Origin of the sequence: Parabacteroides sp. HGS0025 (assembly GCF_000969845.1) — a bacterium.
Lineage (GTDB): Bacteria > Bacteroidota > Bacteroidia > Bacteroidales > Tannerellaceae > Parabacteroides > Parabacteroides gordonii.
The window spans coordinates 112,506-127,249 of record NZ_KQ033903.1 but is presented as its reverse complement, the minus strand read 5'-3'; the positions used below and the strand labels follow the sequence as shown (position 1 = coordinate 127,249).

Sequence of the window (14,744 nt, the reverse complement as noted above, 5' to 3'; positions counted from 1 at the left end):
TTGCGCAGGCATTGCGCATTCCCGTGCGCGATGTATGAGCAAGGGAATGCGCGGCCGATGCGCAAGCTCGTGCGCAATGCCTGCGCACGAATTGATTTGATACATACAAAATAAAAACAATATGAAAACAAAAATTACTTTGGTTACAAGCAGGTTATTATATCTGCTTGTTTTCTTAATTATTTCGCACGTAGCGAAAGCACAGGCGGACGTATGGGATGGGCTAACCGCTACTGAACCTGCCGGATGGACAGCCGGGAATGCAGCCGTCAATATCAGTTCGGCAGCAGAGTTGGCCTGGGTCGCCCAAATGGTAAACGAAGACCGGCAAACAGGAAATACGGCCAGTGATAAAATGTTTATCGGTTGCACGTTGACACTTACAACCGATATCGATCTGGCAGAACATGAATGGACACCGATAGGAATAGGGCTTAGTAATACTGACCTATATTCTATAAAGAAAAACTGTTTTCGTGGAACCTTCGATGGACAAAACCATACTATATCCAATTTGAAAATAAGGGGTACACATACTTTTGCCGGTTTGTTTGGTATAATAGGGGATGCAAGCTTTCCTACTCCCGGTAATGGTGGCCTTGTCAAAAATCTACATATAGAGAATGCCGATATAGAGTTAACGACTCCTACTGGAACCGGGTATTCTTATGTCGGAGCTTTAGCCGGATTGAAGGGCGGTGATGTTATGGATGGATGTAGTGCCACCGGGAAAATTGTAACAGGAGAGAAAGTTTATGCCGGAGGATTGGTCGGGATGAATTATGGAGGGTATGGTACATGCAGCATTATTACAAACTGCTATGCTTCTGTAGATGTGACAGCAGGGAGTGGAGTTGTTGATACTTATACTTATAAAAGTTATATTGGTGGCTTTGTCGGACAAAACGGAACGACATCCGGAGGGCATCCGATCATTTATAATTGCTATTCAACCGGAAATGTAAAAGGAGGAGATTATGCATATATCGGCGGTTTTGTCGGACAGAGCGTTTTTAGTTCCAATGACTATGAAGCCAACGATGTACATTCATGTTATTCGTTGGGAACTGTGGAAGGAGGTTCTACTGATACCAAAGTAGGCGGATTTGCAGGAAATGCCGGTACACGATCCACATTACTGAATTGTTATTGGAATCAGGATGCCTATGCAAAAGGCACCGGAAATGATGCCGAAAGAACTACTGAAAACTTGCTGCCTGTTCCTGCTGATGTCAGTAAAAACAATTTCCTGGTTCAATGGATGAATCAGGGTGCCTATAATTATAGTACAACTAAAGGGACGACGCAAACGTCATTGTTGAAAAAATATGCCTGGGAATTACTTCCCGGCAGCGAACATCCTACACTGACGCAAACGGAGCTTACCGCTGCGGCTGCTTCAGTTGGTACAACAGATGCTGATCCTTACCTGATTGCCAGCCCGGCCGCTTTGAAAACATTTGCCAACGTGGTAAATGCCGGAAACGATTTCGATGGCAAATTTGTCAAACTAACTGCCGATGTTGACCTCGATAGTGAGGAATGGACACCGATAGGAAATAGCGACTCAAATCCTTTCAAAGGAACATTCGACGGGAATGGATATCAGGTTCAAAACCTGTATATCAATAAAATATCCGGAGAAAGTATAACTTCCGGTCTATTTGGTTGGCTGAATAGTGGAACTATCCAAAATCTGGGAGTTGTGATTTCAGAAAAGGGGGTAACCATGAAAGTAACCAATAGTGGTGTCGGGGATAGCCAACTTGGAGGAATTGTCGGCCTGGGTCAAAAGGCTACTCTAAAAAATTGCTACGTTACAGGAGGTGCTATTTCGGGCAATGTTATTGGTTCTGCTTCCTATCTTGGTGGCGTGGTAGGATCTTGGAAAACAGAGTCTTGGTTTACAGCAACTATCAGCAATTGTTATTCGACTGTAGATATATACAACGGGGAAGAAACAAAAGGACTTCATTCCGTTTCAGGTGGAATAGTTGGGTATATGGATAATTATGATGGGAATGCTGGCATAGCTAATTGCTTTTCATCCGGGATAATCAGTGCTAAAGATCCTTCCGACACAGGAGGTGCCGGAGGTATTCTCGGATATGCAGTTCGATATGGAAGCAATAGTATGTCTATAAAAAATAGCCTTGCATTAAACTACAAACTGATTACAAAAGATGGAGATGTGGCTTGTTTTGTTGGCAGGATATTAGGTGAAAGTCCTGACAATGGCGCTGTTTCTTTTAATTTCCAAGACAATCATGCTTATGATAATATCGTTTGGGACGACCTGACAAATAGTACATCTAATCCAATCACCGGATCTAATGCTGCAGATAAGAATGGTGCAGGCTGGGATTGGAGGAACAATGACCCGATACCTGCCAGTATACTGGATAATACAAGTAACTGGGAAACCGGAGCATTACCCGTTATGCCCAAGCTGAAAACAACTACCGGCGTCTTGATGGCTAACCAACCGGATGTCTCAATTCCCTATCCGTTGGAATTTGCAGCAACAACACATGGCGCTGTACGTGCAAAGTATTATAAAACGTATGCGGGAGCAGGTACACAGGTTGAACTTGTCATAACTCCGGATCAGAATTCTTTACTGGGAAGTCTGACTTATCAGCCGGAAGGAGAAAATGCAGTTGCTATAACAGAGAATGCCGGACATTATTACTTTACCATGCCAGGTAAAAAAACGACGATTGCAGCCGTGTTTAATGTTAAGTCGGACATAACAATAGCAAGCGTTACAAATGGTGCTATCAGCATAGAGGGAAATAAAACGGAAGCTTTGGACGGTGATAAAATCACCTTTACTGCTACCCCGGCAAACGGTTATAAACTTAGCGGATTACCAACCGTTACAAAAGCCGGAGGTGGAAATGTAACTGTCAATAGTGAAGGCAATAATAAGTATTCATTTGACATGCCGGATGATGCTGTTACGATTGCTGCGACATTTAGCAAAGAAAATCCTGATCCTCAACCGCCGGTGACTCCTGATCCTGAACCAACAGTCTATTATACGGTGGCACTTCCGTCAGTGGAAGGTGCAACCACCGATCCGGTTGCCGGAGAATACGAGGTAGAAGCATGGGGTAGTTTCCGTTTTTATCTTACATTGGATAAAGGATATGATCAATCCGAACCTATTGTCACGACCGACCGGGGCGAAACCATCACCCCGCGTAGCAGCGACGGTGCTTACCTTGTGAAGTATGTGCGTCAACCGGTTGAGATAAGGATCGACGGTGTCGTGAAGAACCCTGATCCGGTAGCCAACGAGACGATTGCTGCCGACGGTATAGGAGTTCGCACGGCTGATGGTTGCCTGTATATCAGTGTCACTACCGAAGTGCGGGCAGCGGTTTATAACTTTAACGGCAGGTTGCTGAAGCAAGCGCGTATCCTTCCGGGGGAAACCCGCTGGCAGTTCCCTTCCGGTGCCTATATTGTGGAAGTGGACGGTAAACGCTATAAAGTGATGTTATAGTGGCGGACAGATAAGAAAAGGGGATCATTCAGCAATGATCCCCTTTTTTGTATGGTATGAATGATTGTTTATGCCTTATTGATATCGCTAAGTTCCACCAGCTTATTGACAATCGCATACACCGTGAGGGCACTGGCACTATGTACCTGTAGCTTGCGGGCGATGTTCCTTCTGTGCGTAATGACGGTATGGGTGGAGAGGAACAGGCGGTCGGCTATTTCGCGGTTCGTCATGCCTTTTACTACGCATACGACGATCTCTTTTTCGCGTGAACTCAGGGTCTGTTGTTCGTCGCCGTCGGCTTCTTCTTCCGATTTGGCATGCAGACGTTCGAGTTTGAGACTTATCTCGTCGACACTGTCGAGGATATTGATCTGGTCGTCGTAATAACGGAGCAGGGAGTGGTCGATCGGCGAATAGACCAGAGCCAGGCATTTCATATTCGGGCAACCTGTCATTTCTTTCAGGTGGGGAATAGTGAAATATCCCGGAATGGATGGATTGATGAGGAGGATATCCGGCATGTGTGTCCGGAGATCCTCGGTAAGCGTTTCGATAGTCGCTATTTCAGAAAACTGGACGCGCAGGCCGCCGGGCAGGCGCTTCAGTATAGCTTCCAATCCGTTGCGGACGATGGCGGAAGGTTCAGCAATAACGATTTTCAGTGTGGTGCTCATAAGGCATCAATTAATTGTTTTTTCTAAAGCTAAAATAGCGGGCATGAAAAGGTAATCTTCCACGTGGTTGTGTGAGGCCAGATCCTGCTCGGTGGCAAAGATGTCGAACAGCACGCTATTCAGCAGGTTGCTTCCGGGGCCCGGATAATATTTGATCAGGATATTCTTTAGTTCCACAATCTTCATTTCTATCTGGTCGTGACGCTTGCGGAAGATCGAGATATTATATTTCGGGTCTTTCTTCCCGGCCAGCAATCCGCGGACGTAAGGGAAGACCACTTTTTCTTCGTATGACATATGCTTGTTCACCTCTTCGGCATATTCGTCGAAGAAGTTCTGGATCACGAAGGCTACATCTTTCGGACATTCTGCGATCGCTTCCACCAGTTTCCTGCGCAGATGCGGCAGGCGGAAGTTGAGGAAGTAATCGTGTGCATTATGCAGGTAAGTGATCAGCGCGTCGATAGACAGACATTTGTTGACATCGGTGACAGGGGCGGAAATATCTTCCGTCAGGAAGTTGACCACTGTCAGGAAGGTACAGGCATCTACACCGTTCTGGCGGCATACCTCTCCGATATTCTTTTCTCCGAATCCCAAGGCGATTCCAAAACGACTCATCACAAGAACCATCGGGTAGTTCTCGCATATCAAATCGCTCATCTTGTCGGTTTCCCGGTATTTCCCGTTTTTATACATAAGTTTTACTATTCCTTTCTAAATTGTTTTGGTGTTATTGAATGTTCAAAGGTAGTTCTTTTTAAGCGAACAATTTCGAGCGTTATTATTCTTTCACGTTTGTTGATTATAATGACGGATATTCCGGTTCATCGACGGCAACTACGGCGATACATTCGATCTCAACCAGCCAACCCGGGCGGCATACCGGAGCACGGACGATCAGGTAAGGGATGTCCGGATGGTTAGCCTTCATATATTGTTCGACGCGGGCAAAGTCGGCGGTATCACGTATGTAGACGATTGCCTGCATAATATCGTTTAAGTCGGCTCCGGCTTCATTCAGCAATGCGGTGATGTTTTCGATCATGCGCTCGGACTGTTTGATCACATTTCCCGGGTGGACGATCTCACCGTATCGGTCGATACTGGCGGTACCGGAAACGAATACGTGGCGACGGTCGCCGTAAGTGATGGCTACGCCTCTTTCAAAAGTCACTCCATACTCGTATGTACGGCTCAAATGATCGGGAGCGTATAGATATTGGATCTGTTCCTGTCCAATCCCGGATACGGCATACGTATCCATTGTGACGAAAACGTTGGTGTCCTGATATCTGCCTTCTATCGCGGTACTGGCGATGAAGTGCGTGTTTTCCGTGAGGTTCTGTGTTGCAAATACTTCCTTGCGGGCTTTAACCACTCCCGGATAATTGACGTCTACATTCTGTACGAATATCCAGGTACGGATACAGTTTGCGGCCAGCGTGCACTTGGCATCGGTCAGTTGCATGATGTAATCGCGGAAGATAAGCCGTGTCTGATATTCGGAATTGGCAGCACGGTTGCAAAGGTTGGCACCAAAAAGCTGGCGGTAATTTCCGTGACGGGCTTCAAACAGATTGCTCGGAAGCACTTGTGTCTGTACGCCTGTCTGGAGCCATGCCCAGAGTGCTATTTTAGTTCCGTTCATTGGAGCCTGTTGTACGATAGAGAGGGCGCAATAAGGATTTGAACGTTCCTCTTCCATCAGCAGAGCCGTCTGGTTGGTCACGTCACTCAGGAAGTAACGGCGGAATACGGCGGTCGGATTTCCGGGAAGTTCTCCCACACACTGGTTGTAAGCCTTAAGCAAGTCCTGCAACTGGGTAGTATAGTCATCCAGACAATCCGTTTGTTCGAAAATGATATGATATTCGGTGATCCCTTTTTTAGTTTCAAAGGAAGTGATCTGTACTCTTGTCTTGTTGTATTGTCTTGTTGTTAGATCCATGGTAGCCTGATATATTTTTTTTGTTTCCCAAAGATACAGTATATCAGATTGAAGCCAAATTTTGTTATGTGAAAAGAAAACAAAAGCTGTGAGAAAATAATATTTGTCAGGCTTTCTTTATATCATTTAATTCAACCAGTTTATTTACAATTGCATACACAGTCAGACCGCTGGCACTGTGAACCTGTAGTTTCCGGGCGATATTCCGGCGGTGAGTGATTACGGTATGAGTGGAAAGATATAGCCGGTCGGCTATCTCCCGGTTTGTCATTCCCTTAACCACACAGACAACGATCTCCTTTTCGCGGGAGCTTAATGTTTGTTGTTCTTCCTCTTCTTCCGGTTCGGGGGACGTTTCTTCAGCATTCAGCCGTTCCAGCTTATGTTTCAGTTCGTCGGGACTATCATAAATATTGAGCAGATCATCGTAAAAGCGAAGCATGCTATGATCGGCAACCATGCAGGCAATGGCCAGGCATTTCATATCGGGACAGCCGCATTCTTCTTTCAGGTGCTGTATCCCAAAATATCCGGGAAGTGAAGGGTTAATGATCAGTACTTCCGGCCGGTGCATGCGAAGGCTATCCACCAGATGCTCTGCTGTGGAGATTTCTGTTAACTGGATGTGTAATCCGGGCAGCCGTTTCAGGATGGTGATCAATCCGCAACGGATAATGGCAGAAGGTTCTGCAATAGCTATTTTGATGTTAGTGCTCATAAAACAGCAGTCATTTTATTGTTTTTTCAATTGCTAGTACAGCGGGAACGAAGAGGTAATCTTCTACCCGGTTATGAGAGGCCAGATCTTGTTCGGTGGCAAAGATATCGAACAGGACACTGTTCAGCAGGTAATTGTCGGGGCCGGGATAGTATTTGAGCAGGATATTTTTGAGCTCAACGATCTTCATCTCTATCTGGTCGTGTCGTTTGCGGAAGATGCTGATATTGTATTTGGAATCTTTCACCCCTTCCAGCAGATTGCGCACATAGGGGAAGACGATCTTTTCTTCATACGACATATGTTTATGGACTTCGTAGACATAGTCGTCGAAGAATTTGGTGATAGCGAAAGCAATATCCCCCGGGCAACCGGTGATCGCTTCCGTCAGTTTGCGGCGGATATGCGGCAACCGGAAGTTGAGGAAATAATCGTGTGCATTATGCAGATAGGTGATCAGTGATCCGAGGGAAAGGCATTTGTTGATCTCGTTGATCGTAGTCGAATTCTCTTCCGAAAGAAAATTGACAACGGTGAGGAATGTACAGCAATCCACTCCGTTCTGCCGGCATACATCCCCGATGTTTTTCTCCCCGAATCCCAGGTCGATACCGAAGCGACTCATTACGAGAACCATTGGATAGTTCTCGCAAATCAAGTCACTCATTTTATCTGTCTCTTTGTATTTTCCTTGTTTATACATAGTTGTTGTATTTATGGTGTTTCATTTATAAACAGGGGTATTGCGGAAGGTCTGCCGGAATAATGGCAATACATTCCGTTTCAATCAACCATCCCGGACGGCATACCGGCGCCAGTACAATCAGGTGCGGCAGATGCGGATAATTCTTACGGATATAGCGGTCTACTTCCACATAATCGGCCGGGTCACGGAGATAGACGATTGCCTGCATGATATCATCGATGGAGGCTCCGCCTTCCTGCAGCAATGCTCTGATATTTTCCATCATCCGTTCGGTCTGCTTCAGAATATCTCCGGGATGAACGATCTCTCCCCGGTTGTCGATACTGGCGGTACCGGAAAGGAATATGTGTTTACGGTCGCCGTAAGAAACAGCTGTTCCCCGTTCGAACGTAACCCCGTACTCATATGTAGGGTTCAGGTGAGTAGGGGCGTAGAGGAACCGGATTTGTTCCGGTTGCAGGCCGTCGACGGTATAGGCATCCATTTGTACCAAAACGTTCGGGTCGGCATGACGACCCTCTATCCCGGTACTGGATATATAATGTGTTTTCTCCGTCAGGTTCTGAGTGATGAACACTTCTTTGCGGGCTTTTACAACACCGGCGTAATTTACATCTACATTCTGTACGAAGAACCAGGTACGGATACAATCGGCAGCCAGCGTACAATGTTGTTCGGTGAGCTGCATTACGTAGTCGTTGAGCAACAGGCGGGTCTGATATTCGGAAGTGGCAGCCTTGTTGTGTGCTCCTCCGTTCCATAAATGACGGTAACCGTTGTGTGCTGCTTCGAACATCCCTGACTTATAGGTTTCTGTCGTCATGTCGGTTTGTAACCAGACCCACAGGGCGATCTTGGTTCCGTTCATCGGAGCCTGTTGTACCACTGACAGTGCGCAATAAGGATTTTCACATTCCCGTTCGATCAGCGACTCGGCCTGATTGGCTGCATCACTCAGAAAATAACGGCGGAAAACGGCTACGGCATTCTTTAAATCTTGTTTAGTCAGTGTCTCGTAGGCAGCCTGCAACCTGTCCAATTGTTCGCAGAAAGGAAGCGAAGGGCTTGCAACGGAAAACATAATATGATATTCCGTCACCCCTCCTTTCCCTTCAAAAGAACTGATTTGAGCGTGTATGGAGTTTTGTTCGTATGTTTTAGTGAGAATCATTCTTTGGCTCCTCCTTCGATCCAACTTTGTAACAGAGTTATTTTTTCGGGCATGACTGACAATATATCACTGTGATCGTGTCTTGTCGTATTTGACAAAAGGATATCCAGGATAAAACTGTCATTCGTGTTACCCGGATTTACCAGCATTTTCCCTTCCGGTGATAAATCGGCTTTCACATAAACAAGAGCCTCATAGCTTTTCCCTTCCGTCAGGTATAATCCTCCGGCAGCAGAAGTACTGGTTCCATGACAGGCGATGCAATGAGAATCGAATACCGTTTTTTGAATACTGTTGAACATGCCGGCATTGATTGTTCCTGCATTTAAAAAGACAGTGTCATCCTGTGCGGTGAAGTCTGCTTTGTAGAAGGTGGCAATGCGCTTTCTCAATCGGTTGATGACGCATACTTCGACTTGGCTGACTTCTGTCGAGATTCCAGACAAGATGACATCGACCGTTTCTCCGTCTTTTTCAGGGGCCGGTATCCCTTTGGAAATGGTGGCATAGTCAGTATTGTCAAATCCGGCAATAACAACGCTGTAACCTTCCGGCCAGTCGTTGATACCGCAGATGTTGGTCGTTATTCTCAGAACACTTCCTTCGGTGGTGGTAATATTATTATTTGTATATATTTTACCGTCGTCACAGGCGATCAGCCCGAGTGCTGACAGTAATAGTATTGAAAGAATTTCTTTTTTCATATTCTTCTCGTTAGAATGTATATTGAAGCAGGACTGTGCCGGAATGCATGGCAAGCCCGAGGTCGTCGTTATCGCGGTCGAGTTGCGTATCATGACCGGTACGTCCGGTAAACTGGTACATGGCCTGTAGTTTCAGGTTACAACCTTTGAAGAAATAGTTGATACCTACTGCCGGCATGTTGAGAAATCCGTTCGTGTCGAGTCCGTTGCGGTTCATGAAATCATAACGGGCAGTAGCCTGTAGGCGGTTAGTAACGAAATATCCCCCCTGTACATATCCTCCCAGATAGTTGTAACTTTCGTCAATTTTCTGACGCTTAGTGAATCCTACATTCATATAGTAAATTTCTGCTCCGAGGTACAGGCGTTTTTTCAGCATGGCGAATTCCGCCCCGGCACGATAATCGTTTGTACTTTCATTTTCACTTTCCACATTAAGAGATGTGGAAAGACCGAATAACATTTTGTCTTCGTTCAGAAGGTTGGGATTACCCTGTGTGGCAGGCATTACCCCTTTAGGCATATAGGTTACGCGTCCGGCATAAAGCAAGGAAGGAATATGCCAGTCGTCACTAAATGTTTTGGATGCCACATTAACGGAACTTCCCGTGCCATTGAATATTCCGACTTCATATCCGAATTTTTCTTTTACCACACCGTGAATTTCAACACCGAGGTCAAAGCCTGTTCCGATGTTTGGGGTTACAGCGTTGAGCGAATGAGGTAAAATAACTGGTGCTGTAAGTGATATAGGCATTACCGGCATCAATGTTTCTCCCAATGTAGTCAGGTAAGCATGGGTAAACGGTGTTTTAAATTTACCGACGCGTATGGCGAACTGCCGTTTCAACTGTACGTCGAACCAAGCTTGCTGAAGAAGTGCACCGCCTGATGCAGCCGCATTGATGGAAAGGTTGAATGTTACCATATTGAAGGCTTTTCCGGTAAATCCCAGAATAGCATAAGGAATAGAAAATCCTGAATTGGCAATGTTGTCCTGATTGTAGGCGGGGTCCAGTCCTTCATCGTCGTAGTAATTGAGATTGGCTGCTGTCTGCACCAATAAATAAGGTTTGAATATGAAATCACCTTTTTTTGTTCCTATCGTGAATCCTTCTTTTCCCGCTAAGGATACGATACCATTTTCCATATCGTTTTCGTGTTGTGCGATGGCTGCAACAGGCAGGAGTAACAATAGTATGATAACTGCTATTATTTGTTTCATAATTATATTATAACAAGTGTGTTAAAGTGAATTTAAGAATGTAATCAGAGCATCGCGATCCTCTTTGCTCATTTTCTTGAATAAATTTTTGGATGCTTCTCCTTCGCCCCCGTGCCACATGATGGCTTCTACCAAATTGCGGGCACGTCCGTCATGAAGGAAATAAGTATGTCCGTTGACTTTCTCCTGAAGTCCGATACCCCACAGCGGGGTAGTACGCCATTCGTTTCCGCGGGCCAGACCACTGACGTAGTTGTCGTTCAGGCCGACTCCCATGATTTCCGATCCCATGTCATGCAACAGGTAATCGGAGTAGGGATGGATAGTCTGACTACCTAACCAAGGAACTTGGGTATTATTCAACAATACCGACCCACGTGATTTTGTGTGTAAAGTTGTGACATGGCATAAGTGACATTTGGCCTGATAGAACATCTCTTCCCCGCGTATTACCTGCGGATCGTTTACATTCCGTCGGGCCGGAACCCCAAGACTTTGCATGTAGAAATCGACATCTTCCATATCTATTGTTGAAATATCCAGTTGATCGTAAGAAAGTCCCATCATACTGCCTTGATTCACCTGTATCTGGCCTTCACAAATTTCTTCCGGATAGCGGCTGTTAGTGACACCCATATCACTGGAGAAACCCAACTCGACTGTCAGATCTGCATGTTGAGCTTTGTTTCCTGACAGCCCCAGACTCATGACTCCCCGTTCAGAGATGTAGTTGCAACGTCCGCTGATACCATATTCCGGGTAGTTGCTTTTAGCGGCCAATGCTTCGATTTCTTTAGGATCGAGTGCCATCATTTGTCCCATTCCGACATGGCGTAAAGGGATACGAACTGTACAGAATAAATCTTTAGGAGCAATACTGTCGGCATACCATTCGGTAATGGAGTAGTCCGGTTTACATAATTCATAAGTCTCCCCATCCGGGAAGGAGAATGTCTCATGGGTATATTTTACTGAAAGTTTTCCTTCCGGTTTGACTCCGTAAATAGCCTGGTCGTGAAGCACCCGGCCGTAATCCCTGAAGAAGACTCCGTTTCTGCGGCTGATATAAACTAGCATGGAAGAGAAGCCATAATTACCAGAACCGCCTTCGCTCCAAAGAGTCGGACGGGTACGACCTGCATTGCGGTGGCAACTGCCGCAGGAGTAACCGGCATAAACTGGCCCTAATCCTCCTCCTTGACCGTTAGAACTAGTACGCACGTCATCATATAATTTGTCTCCCCGGTAAAAGCGTATCAGGTTATTTCCCGTAACCCAATCGGCATTAGAGTCGTACGCTTTCGATGAATTCACGAAGATGGTGGAAGTGCCGGCGGAGAGTGCATATCCGTTAGCTATTTCAACATCGTCTATATCAAATCCGTCTTCACACGCGCTTGCAATGAGCAATAAAGTAAAAGATAAAAACAGATTGTAATATTGTTTCATTTTTATGTCTTGTTGTTGTTTAGGTATACGAACAAACAAGTCAAGAGGGTAGGTTTGACATCCTGCCTCTTGACTATATAAATCAATGGAATATTATTATTGGATGGTGCGAGGCTTTCCATCTTTGAAAAGCAAGAATTCCAATGTGTGGAAACCACGGGCACTCTGAGCTTCTTCCACTGCATCGTCATCATCTCCTGTACCCCATTCCAAATCGCTGAAGTTGCCGGAATCCAGAATTCCTACGATTCTAACCTGGTCGAGAGGCCAGCTGTCCATATTGGGGTCGAGGCCTAAATGATCTACTGGGCCAAACAGGAAGGCTTCGCTCTTTTCCCATGGTTCACGGGCTACCAACCATGCATCGCAAGCATTACTGAAATTAATATCGCTCGGATTATTTCTGAATGTCGTAATTGCATTGAGCAAAGCCGTATTTTGTTCCATGAGTGATTTGTAAGTCGGTAATACAACCCCATCTACATAATTATCAACGATGGCATCCAGTATGCTGTCGTATGAATTGGCTTTATAGGCATCGTCAGCATAGCCTTTCAAGCTTTCAAATACATTTGTTAATGTTTCGCAGGCATCCATGGCAGCACGAGCTTCGTTGCTGTTGATGTTGTTGCGGAAAGGTTGCGGGATAGCCTGGATTGCGGTTGCTGCATTTGCGATAGCCGTTTTTACTTGTGTATCGAGATCGGCATTGGTTGTAGCAACCAGAGCTGACAACGAATTTTTATGAATTGTTCCGTCCAATGAACCATAATAAGCGTTACGGATAGACCAGATATTATTCGTATAGTCGTCGCGTGAATGCCAGCTATACCATGACTCTACGGCATAAAGGGCCTCTGTCGTATTACCTGCAACGTATTTGCTGTATGGATCACCGATCTTAGCGTTACCAACTTCATCTGCAATTGTAATGCATCCTTCTATAAGTTCGTCTACACAATTAAGTGCACTGGTGTATACAGAGTTATGATTTTTGAAAAGAGAAGCGAAACTTTCACCTCCTGTATAACTTTCACTTTCATACTTTGTATTCCATGCGTTGTAAAGGGTGGTAGCATCATTCTTTAATAAGTTTGCTACATTATACATGTAATTGCCCCAACTTACTGCATTTTCAGCAGTATATTCAATGTTAGCTGCGTCTGGCTTGTCATCCGGTTTCGGATCATCGTTATCACTGCATGATATGGCTGTAAATAACAGCCCTAATGCACAAATAGCTGAATAAAAGAATCGTTTGTCCATGTGTCTAATTATTAATATATTATTGCTCTTTATTTATTTATTTATAAACCAACCGATATAAGCTATACCGAGGCTAAATTCATTTTCGCTGTTATATTTCCCTCTTCCGATCTGGCGGGTTGCATAATCCGCTTTTACTACCAGGTTAGGCAGGGCATACCAGTTCAAACCGGCGGTCCACATGCTTACTTGGCATCTTTTTTCCATCGTCTGTCCGCTTTCACCTTTTTCCTGAGGGTTGTAATATTCGTAGCGGGCAAAAGGATAGATGGTCGGTATTTTGGCATTCTCTTTAAAGAACGAACGGATGTTAATACCCATTTCTCCACCGTAGCTAACTGCGTTTTTGGCAATAGGTGTCAATCGGCTGTAAGGCGATTTGCTGGATTGTTTACCGTTCCAGTTACTAAGTTCTTTGGAGTTTCCCAGGTTCCCGTAGAGGATGTTTCCACGGGCAGTTACATATTTGTTGCGGAATTGCAGGTCTGCTGTATATATGCGGATCGGTATTCTGCCGACACCTGCATAAGTCGTTGTTTTGTCGGAGTTGGCTCCGGCATCATTGCAATAATACATGGAACCTCCAATCTTTAATCCGGGGATACCTTCATAATTCAAACGGCCTACATAAGCCGGTGAAGTGAAGTTGTCCGCTTCGAAAAGGCCTTGTTTTCCACTGGCAACCCATGTGTCGCGATCAAAGCCGTTTGCATTCAGACCGGCAACAATGAGTGCCTGATAACTGAATTTGGTATAGTTTTTACCGAAAGTACCGAAGAACTCAATACCGTTTTCATGCCAGGTAGAGGGCAGAAGGGTTGTTTCACCTTCCGGACGTGAGGTTCCGAAGAAGTTGATCGGCTCATGATGTTCGTTTGTCAATCCGACAGGCACGATAAGATGTCCCGCACGTACATTGAAGGCTGGGTGAATCAGGCGGGTGATATGGAATTGTTCAAGAGCGACTTCTCCACCCTTTTCTATTTCCGTTTCATATTCGCCGTTTTCTTTTTGTTCAAGTTCGACGGCTGAGCCTGTACCACCTGCTTCAAATTCTATTTCGGCTCCCAGTATCCATTTGGAATTGAATTTGTAGTCGAATGCTAAAACGAAGCGAGGGATAGATATCGAATTCCGGTTGTCTTTTGTATTACCATAGGTAACTCCGGAAAAACGATTGATGCCATAATCCATAAAATTAGCCAAGATCTCTCCATAACCGCCGAAGCGAAATTTTTCATAACCGCCGGCATAAATTTCAGCCGATTTCTCTGATGCTGTAGGTGTTTCTTCGTTTTGTGCCAGGGCCGTTGCGCAAGACCCAAGTAGAGCGACAACCAGTAAGTTTGTTAATTTTCTCATTGCC

The 14,744-nt window shown here is 45.3% G+C and carries 12 protein-coding genes; 1 reads left to right on the top strand and 11 read right to left on the bottom strand.

Features of this window, described 5'->3' with window-relative positions; all coding sequences use genetic code 11:
- Positions 1 to 121: 121 nt before the first annotated feature.
- Positions 122 to 3,511 (top strand): GLUG motif-containing protein, encoded by a 3,390-nt coding sequence (locus tag HMPREF1212_RS17770; RefSeq protein ID WP_046150527.1) that lies wholly within the window; start codon positions 122 to 124, stop codon positions 3,509 to 3,511.
- Between the two features lie 68 nt (positions 3,512 to 3,579).
- Here HMPREF1212_RS17770 and HMPREF1212_RS17765 read toward each other — a convergent pair whose 3' ends face one another.
- From HMPREF1212_RS17765 to HMPREF1212_RS17715, 11 genes are all read right to left on the bottom strand, one after another.
- Positions 3,580 to 4,188: a response regulator transcription factor gene (locus HMPREF1212_RS17765; RefSeq protein ID WP_046150526.1), complete on the bottom strand. Its 609-nt coding sequence runs from the start codon at positions 4,186 to 4,188 to the stop codon at positions 3,580 to 3,582.
- Positions 4,189 to 4,194: 6 nt separating this feature from the next.
- On the bottom strand, positions 4,195 to 4,887 hold the full coding sequence (locus tag HMPREF1212_RS17760) for a hemerythrin domain-containing protein (protein WP_028727748.1): 693 nt from the start codon (positions 4,885 to 4,887) through the stop codon (positions 4,195 to 4,197).
- 106 nt (positions 4,888 to 4,993) lie between these two features.
- Positions 4,994 to 6,139, bottom strand: coding sequence for a Rid family hydrolase (locus tag HMPREF1212_RS17755; RefSeq protein WP_046150525.1), 1,146 nt, complete (start codon positions 6,137 to 6,139; stop codon positions 4,994 to 4,996).
- Positions 6,140 to 6,245: 106 nt separating this feature from the next.
- Positions 6,246 to 6,857 (bottom strand): response regulator transcription factor, encoded by a 612-nt coding sequence (locus HMPREF1212_RS17750; protein WP_046150524.1) that lies wholly within the window; start codon positions 6,855 to 6,857, stop codon positions 6,246 to 6,248.
- 10 nt (positions 6,858 to 6,867) lie between these two features.
- Entirely contained in the window at positions 6,868 to 7,560 is a 693-nt protein-coding gene (locus HMPREF1212_RS17745; RefSeq protein ID WP_046150523.1) for a hemerythrin domain-containing protein, read from the bottom strand.
- Between the two features lie 25 nt (positions 7,561 to 7,585).
- Complete coding sequence (locus HMPREF1212_RS17740; RefSeq protein WP_028727754.1) at positions 7,586 to 8,734, bottom strand: Rid family hydrolase; 1,149 nt, start codon at positions 8,732 to 8,734, stop codon at positions 7,586 to 7,588.
- Positions 8,731 to 9,438, bottom strand: coding sequence for a hypothetical protein (locus HMPREF1212_RS17735; protein ID WP_046150522.1), 708 nt, complete (start codon positions 9,436 to 9,438; stop codon positions 8,731 to 8,733). The genes HMPREF1212_RS17740 and HMPREF1212_RS17735 overlap by 4 nt, the downstream gene beginning before the upstream one ends.
- A gap of 10 nt (positions 9,439 to 9,448) precedes the next feature.
- The gene (locus HMPREF1212_RS17730) at positions 9,449 to 10,663 is read right to left on the bottom strand and encodes a porin (protein ID WP_046150521.1); all 1,215 of its coding nucleotides are present in this window, start codon (positions 10,661 to 10,663) and stop codon (positions 9,449 to 9,451) included.
- Between the two features lie 21 nt (positions 10,664 to 10,684).
- Positions 10,685 to 12,112 carry a di-heme oxidoredictase family protein gene (locus tag HMPREF1212_RS17725; protein WP_046150520.1) on the bottom strand — a complete coding sequence of 476 codons (1,428 nt, stop codon included), beginning with the start codon at positions 12,110 to 12,112 and terminating at the stop codon, positions 10,685 to 10,687.
- A 96-nt stretch (positions 12,113 to 12,208) separates the two neighbouring features.
- Positions 12,209 to 13,378, bottom strand: a complete 1,170-nt coding sequence (locus HMPREF1212_RS17720) for an imelysin family protein (protein WP_046150519.1) — start codon at positions 13,376 to 13,378, stop codon at positions 12,209 to 12,211.
- 33 nt (positions 13,379 to 13,411) lie between these two features.
- Positions 13,412 to 14,740 carry a hypothetical protein gene (locus HMPREF1212_RS17715; protein ID WP_046150518.1) on the bottom strand — a complete coding sequence of 443 codons (1,329 nt, stop codon included), beginning with the start codon at positions 14,738 to 14,740 and terminating at the stop codon, positions 13,412 to 13,414.
- Positions 14,741 to 14,744 lie beyond the last annotated feature (4 nt).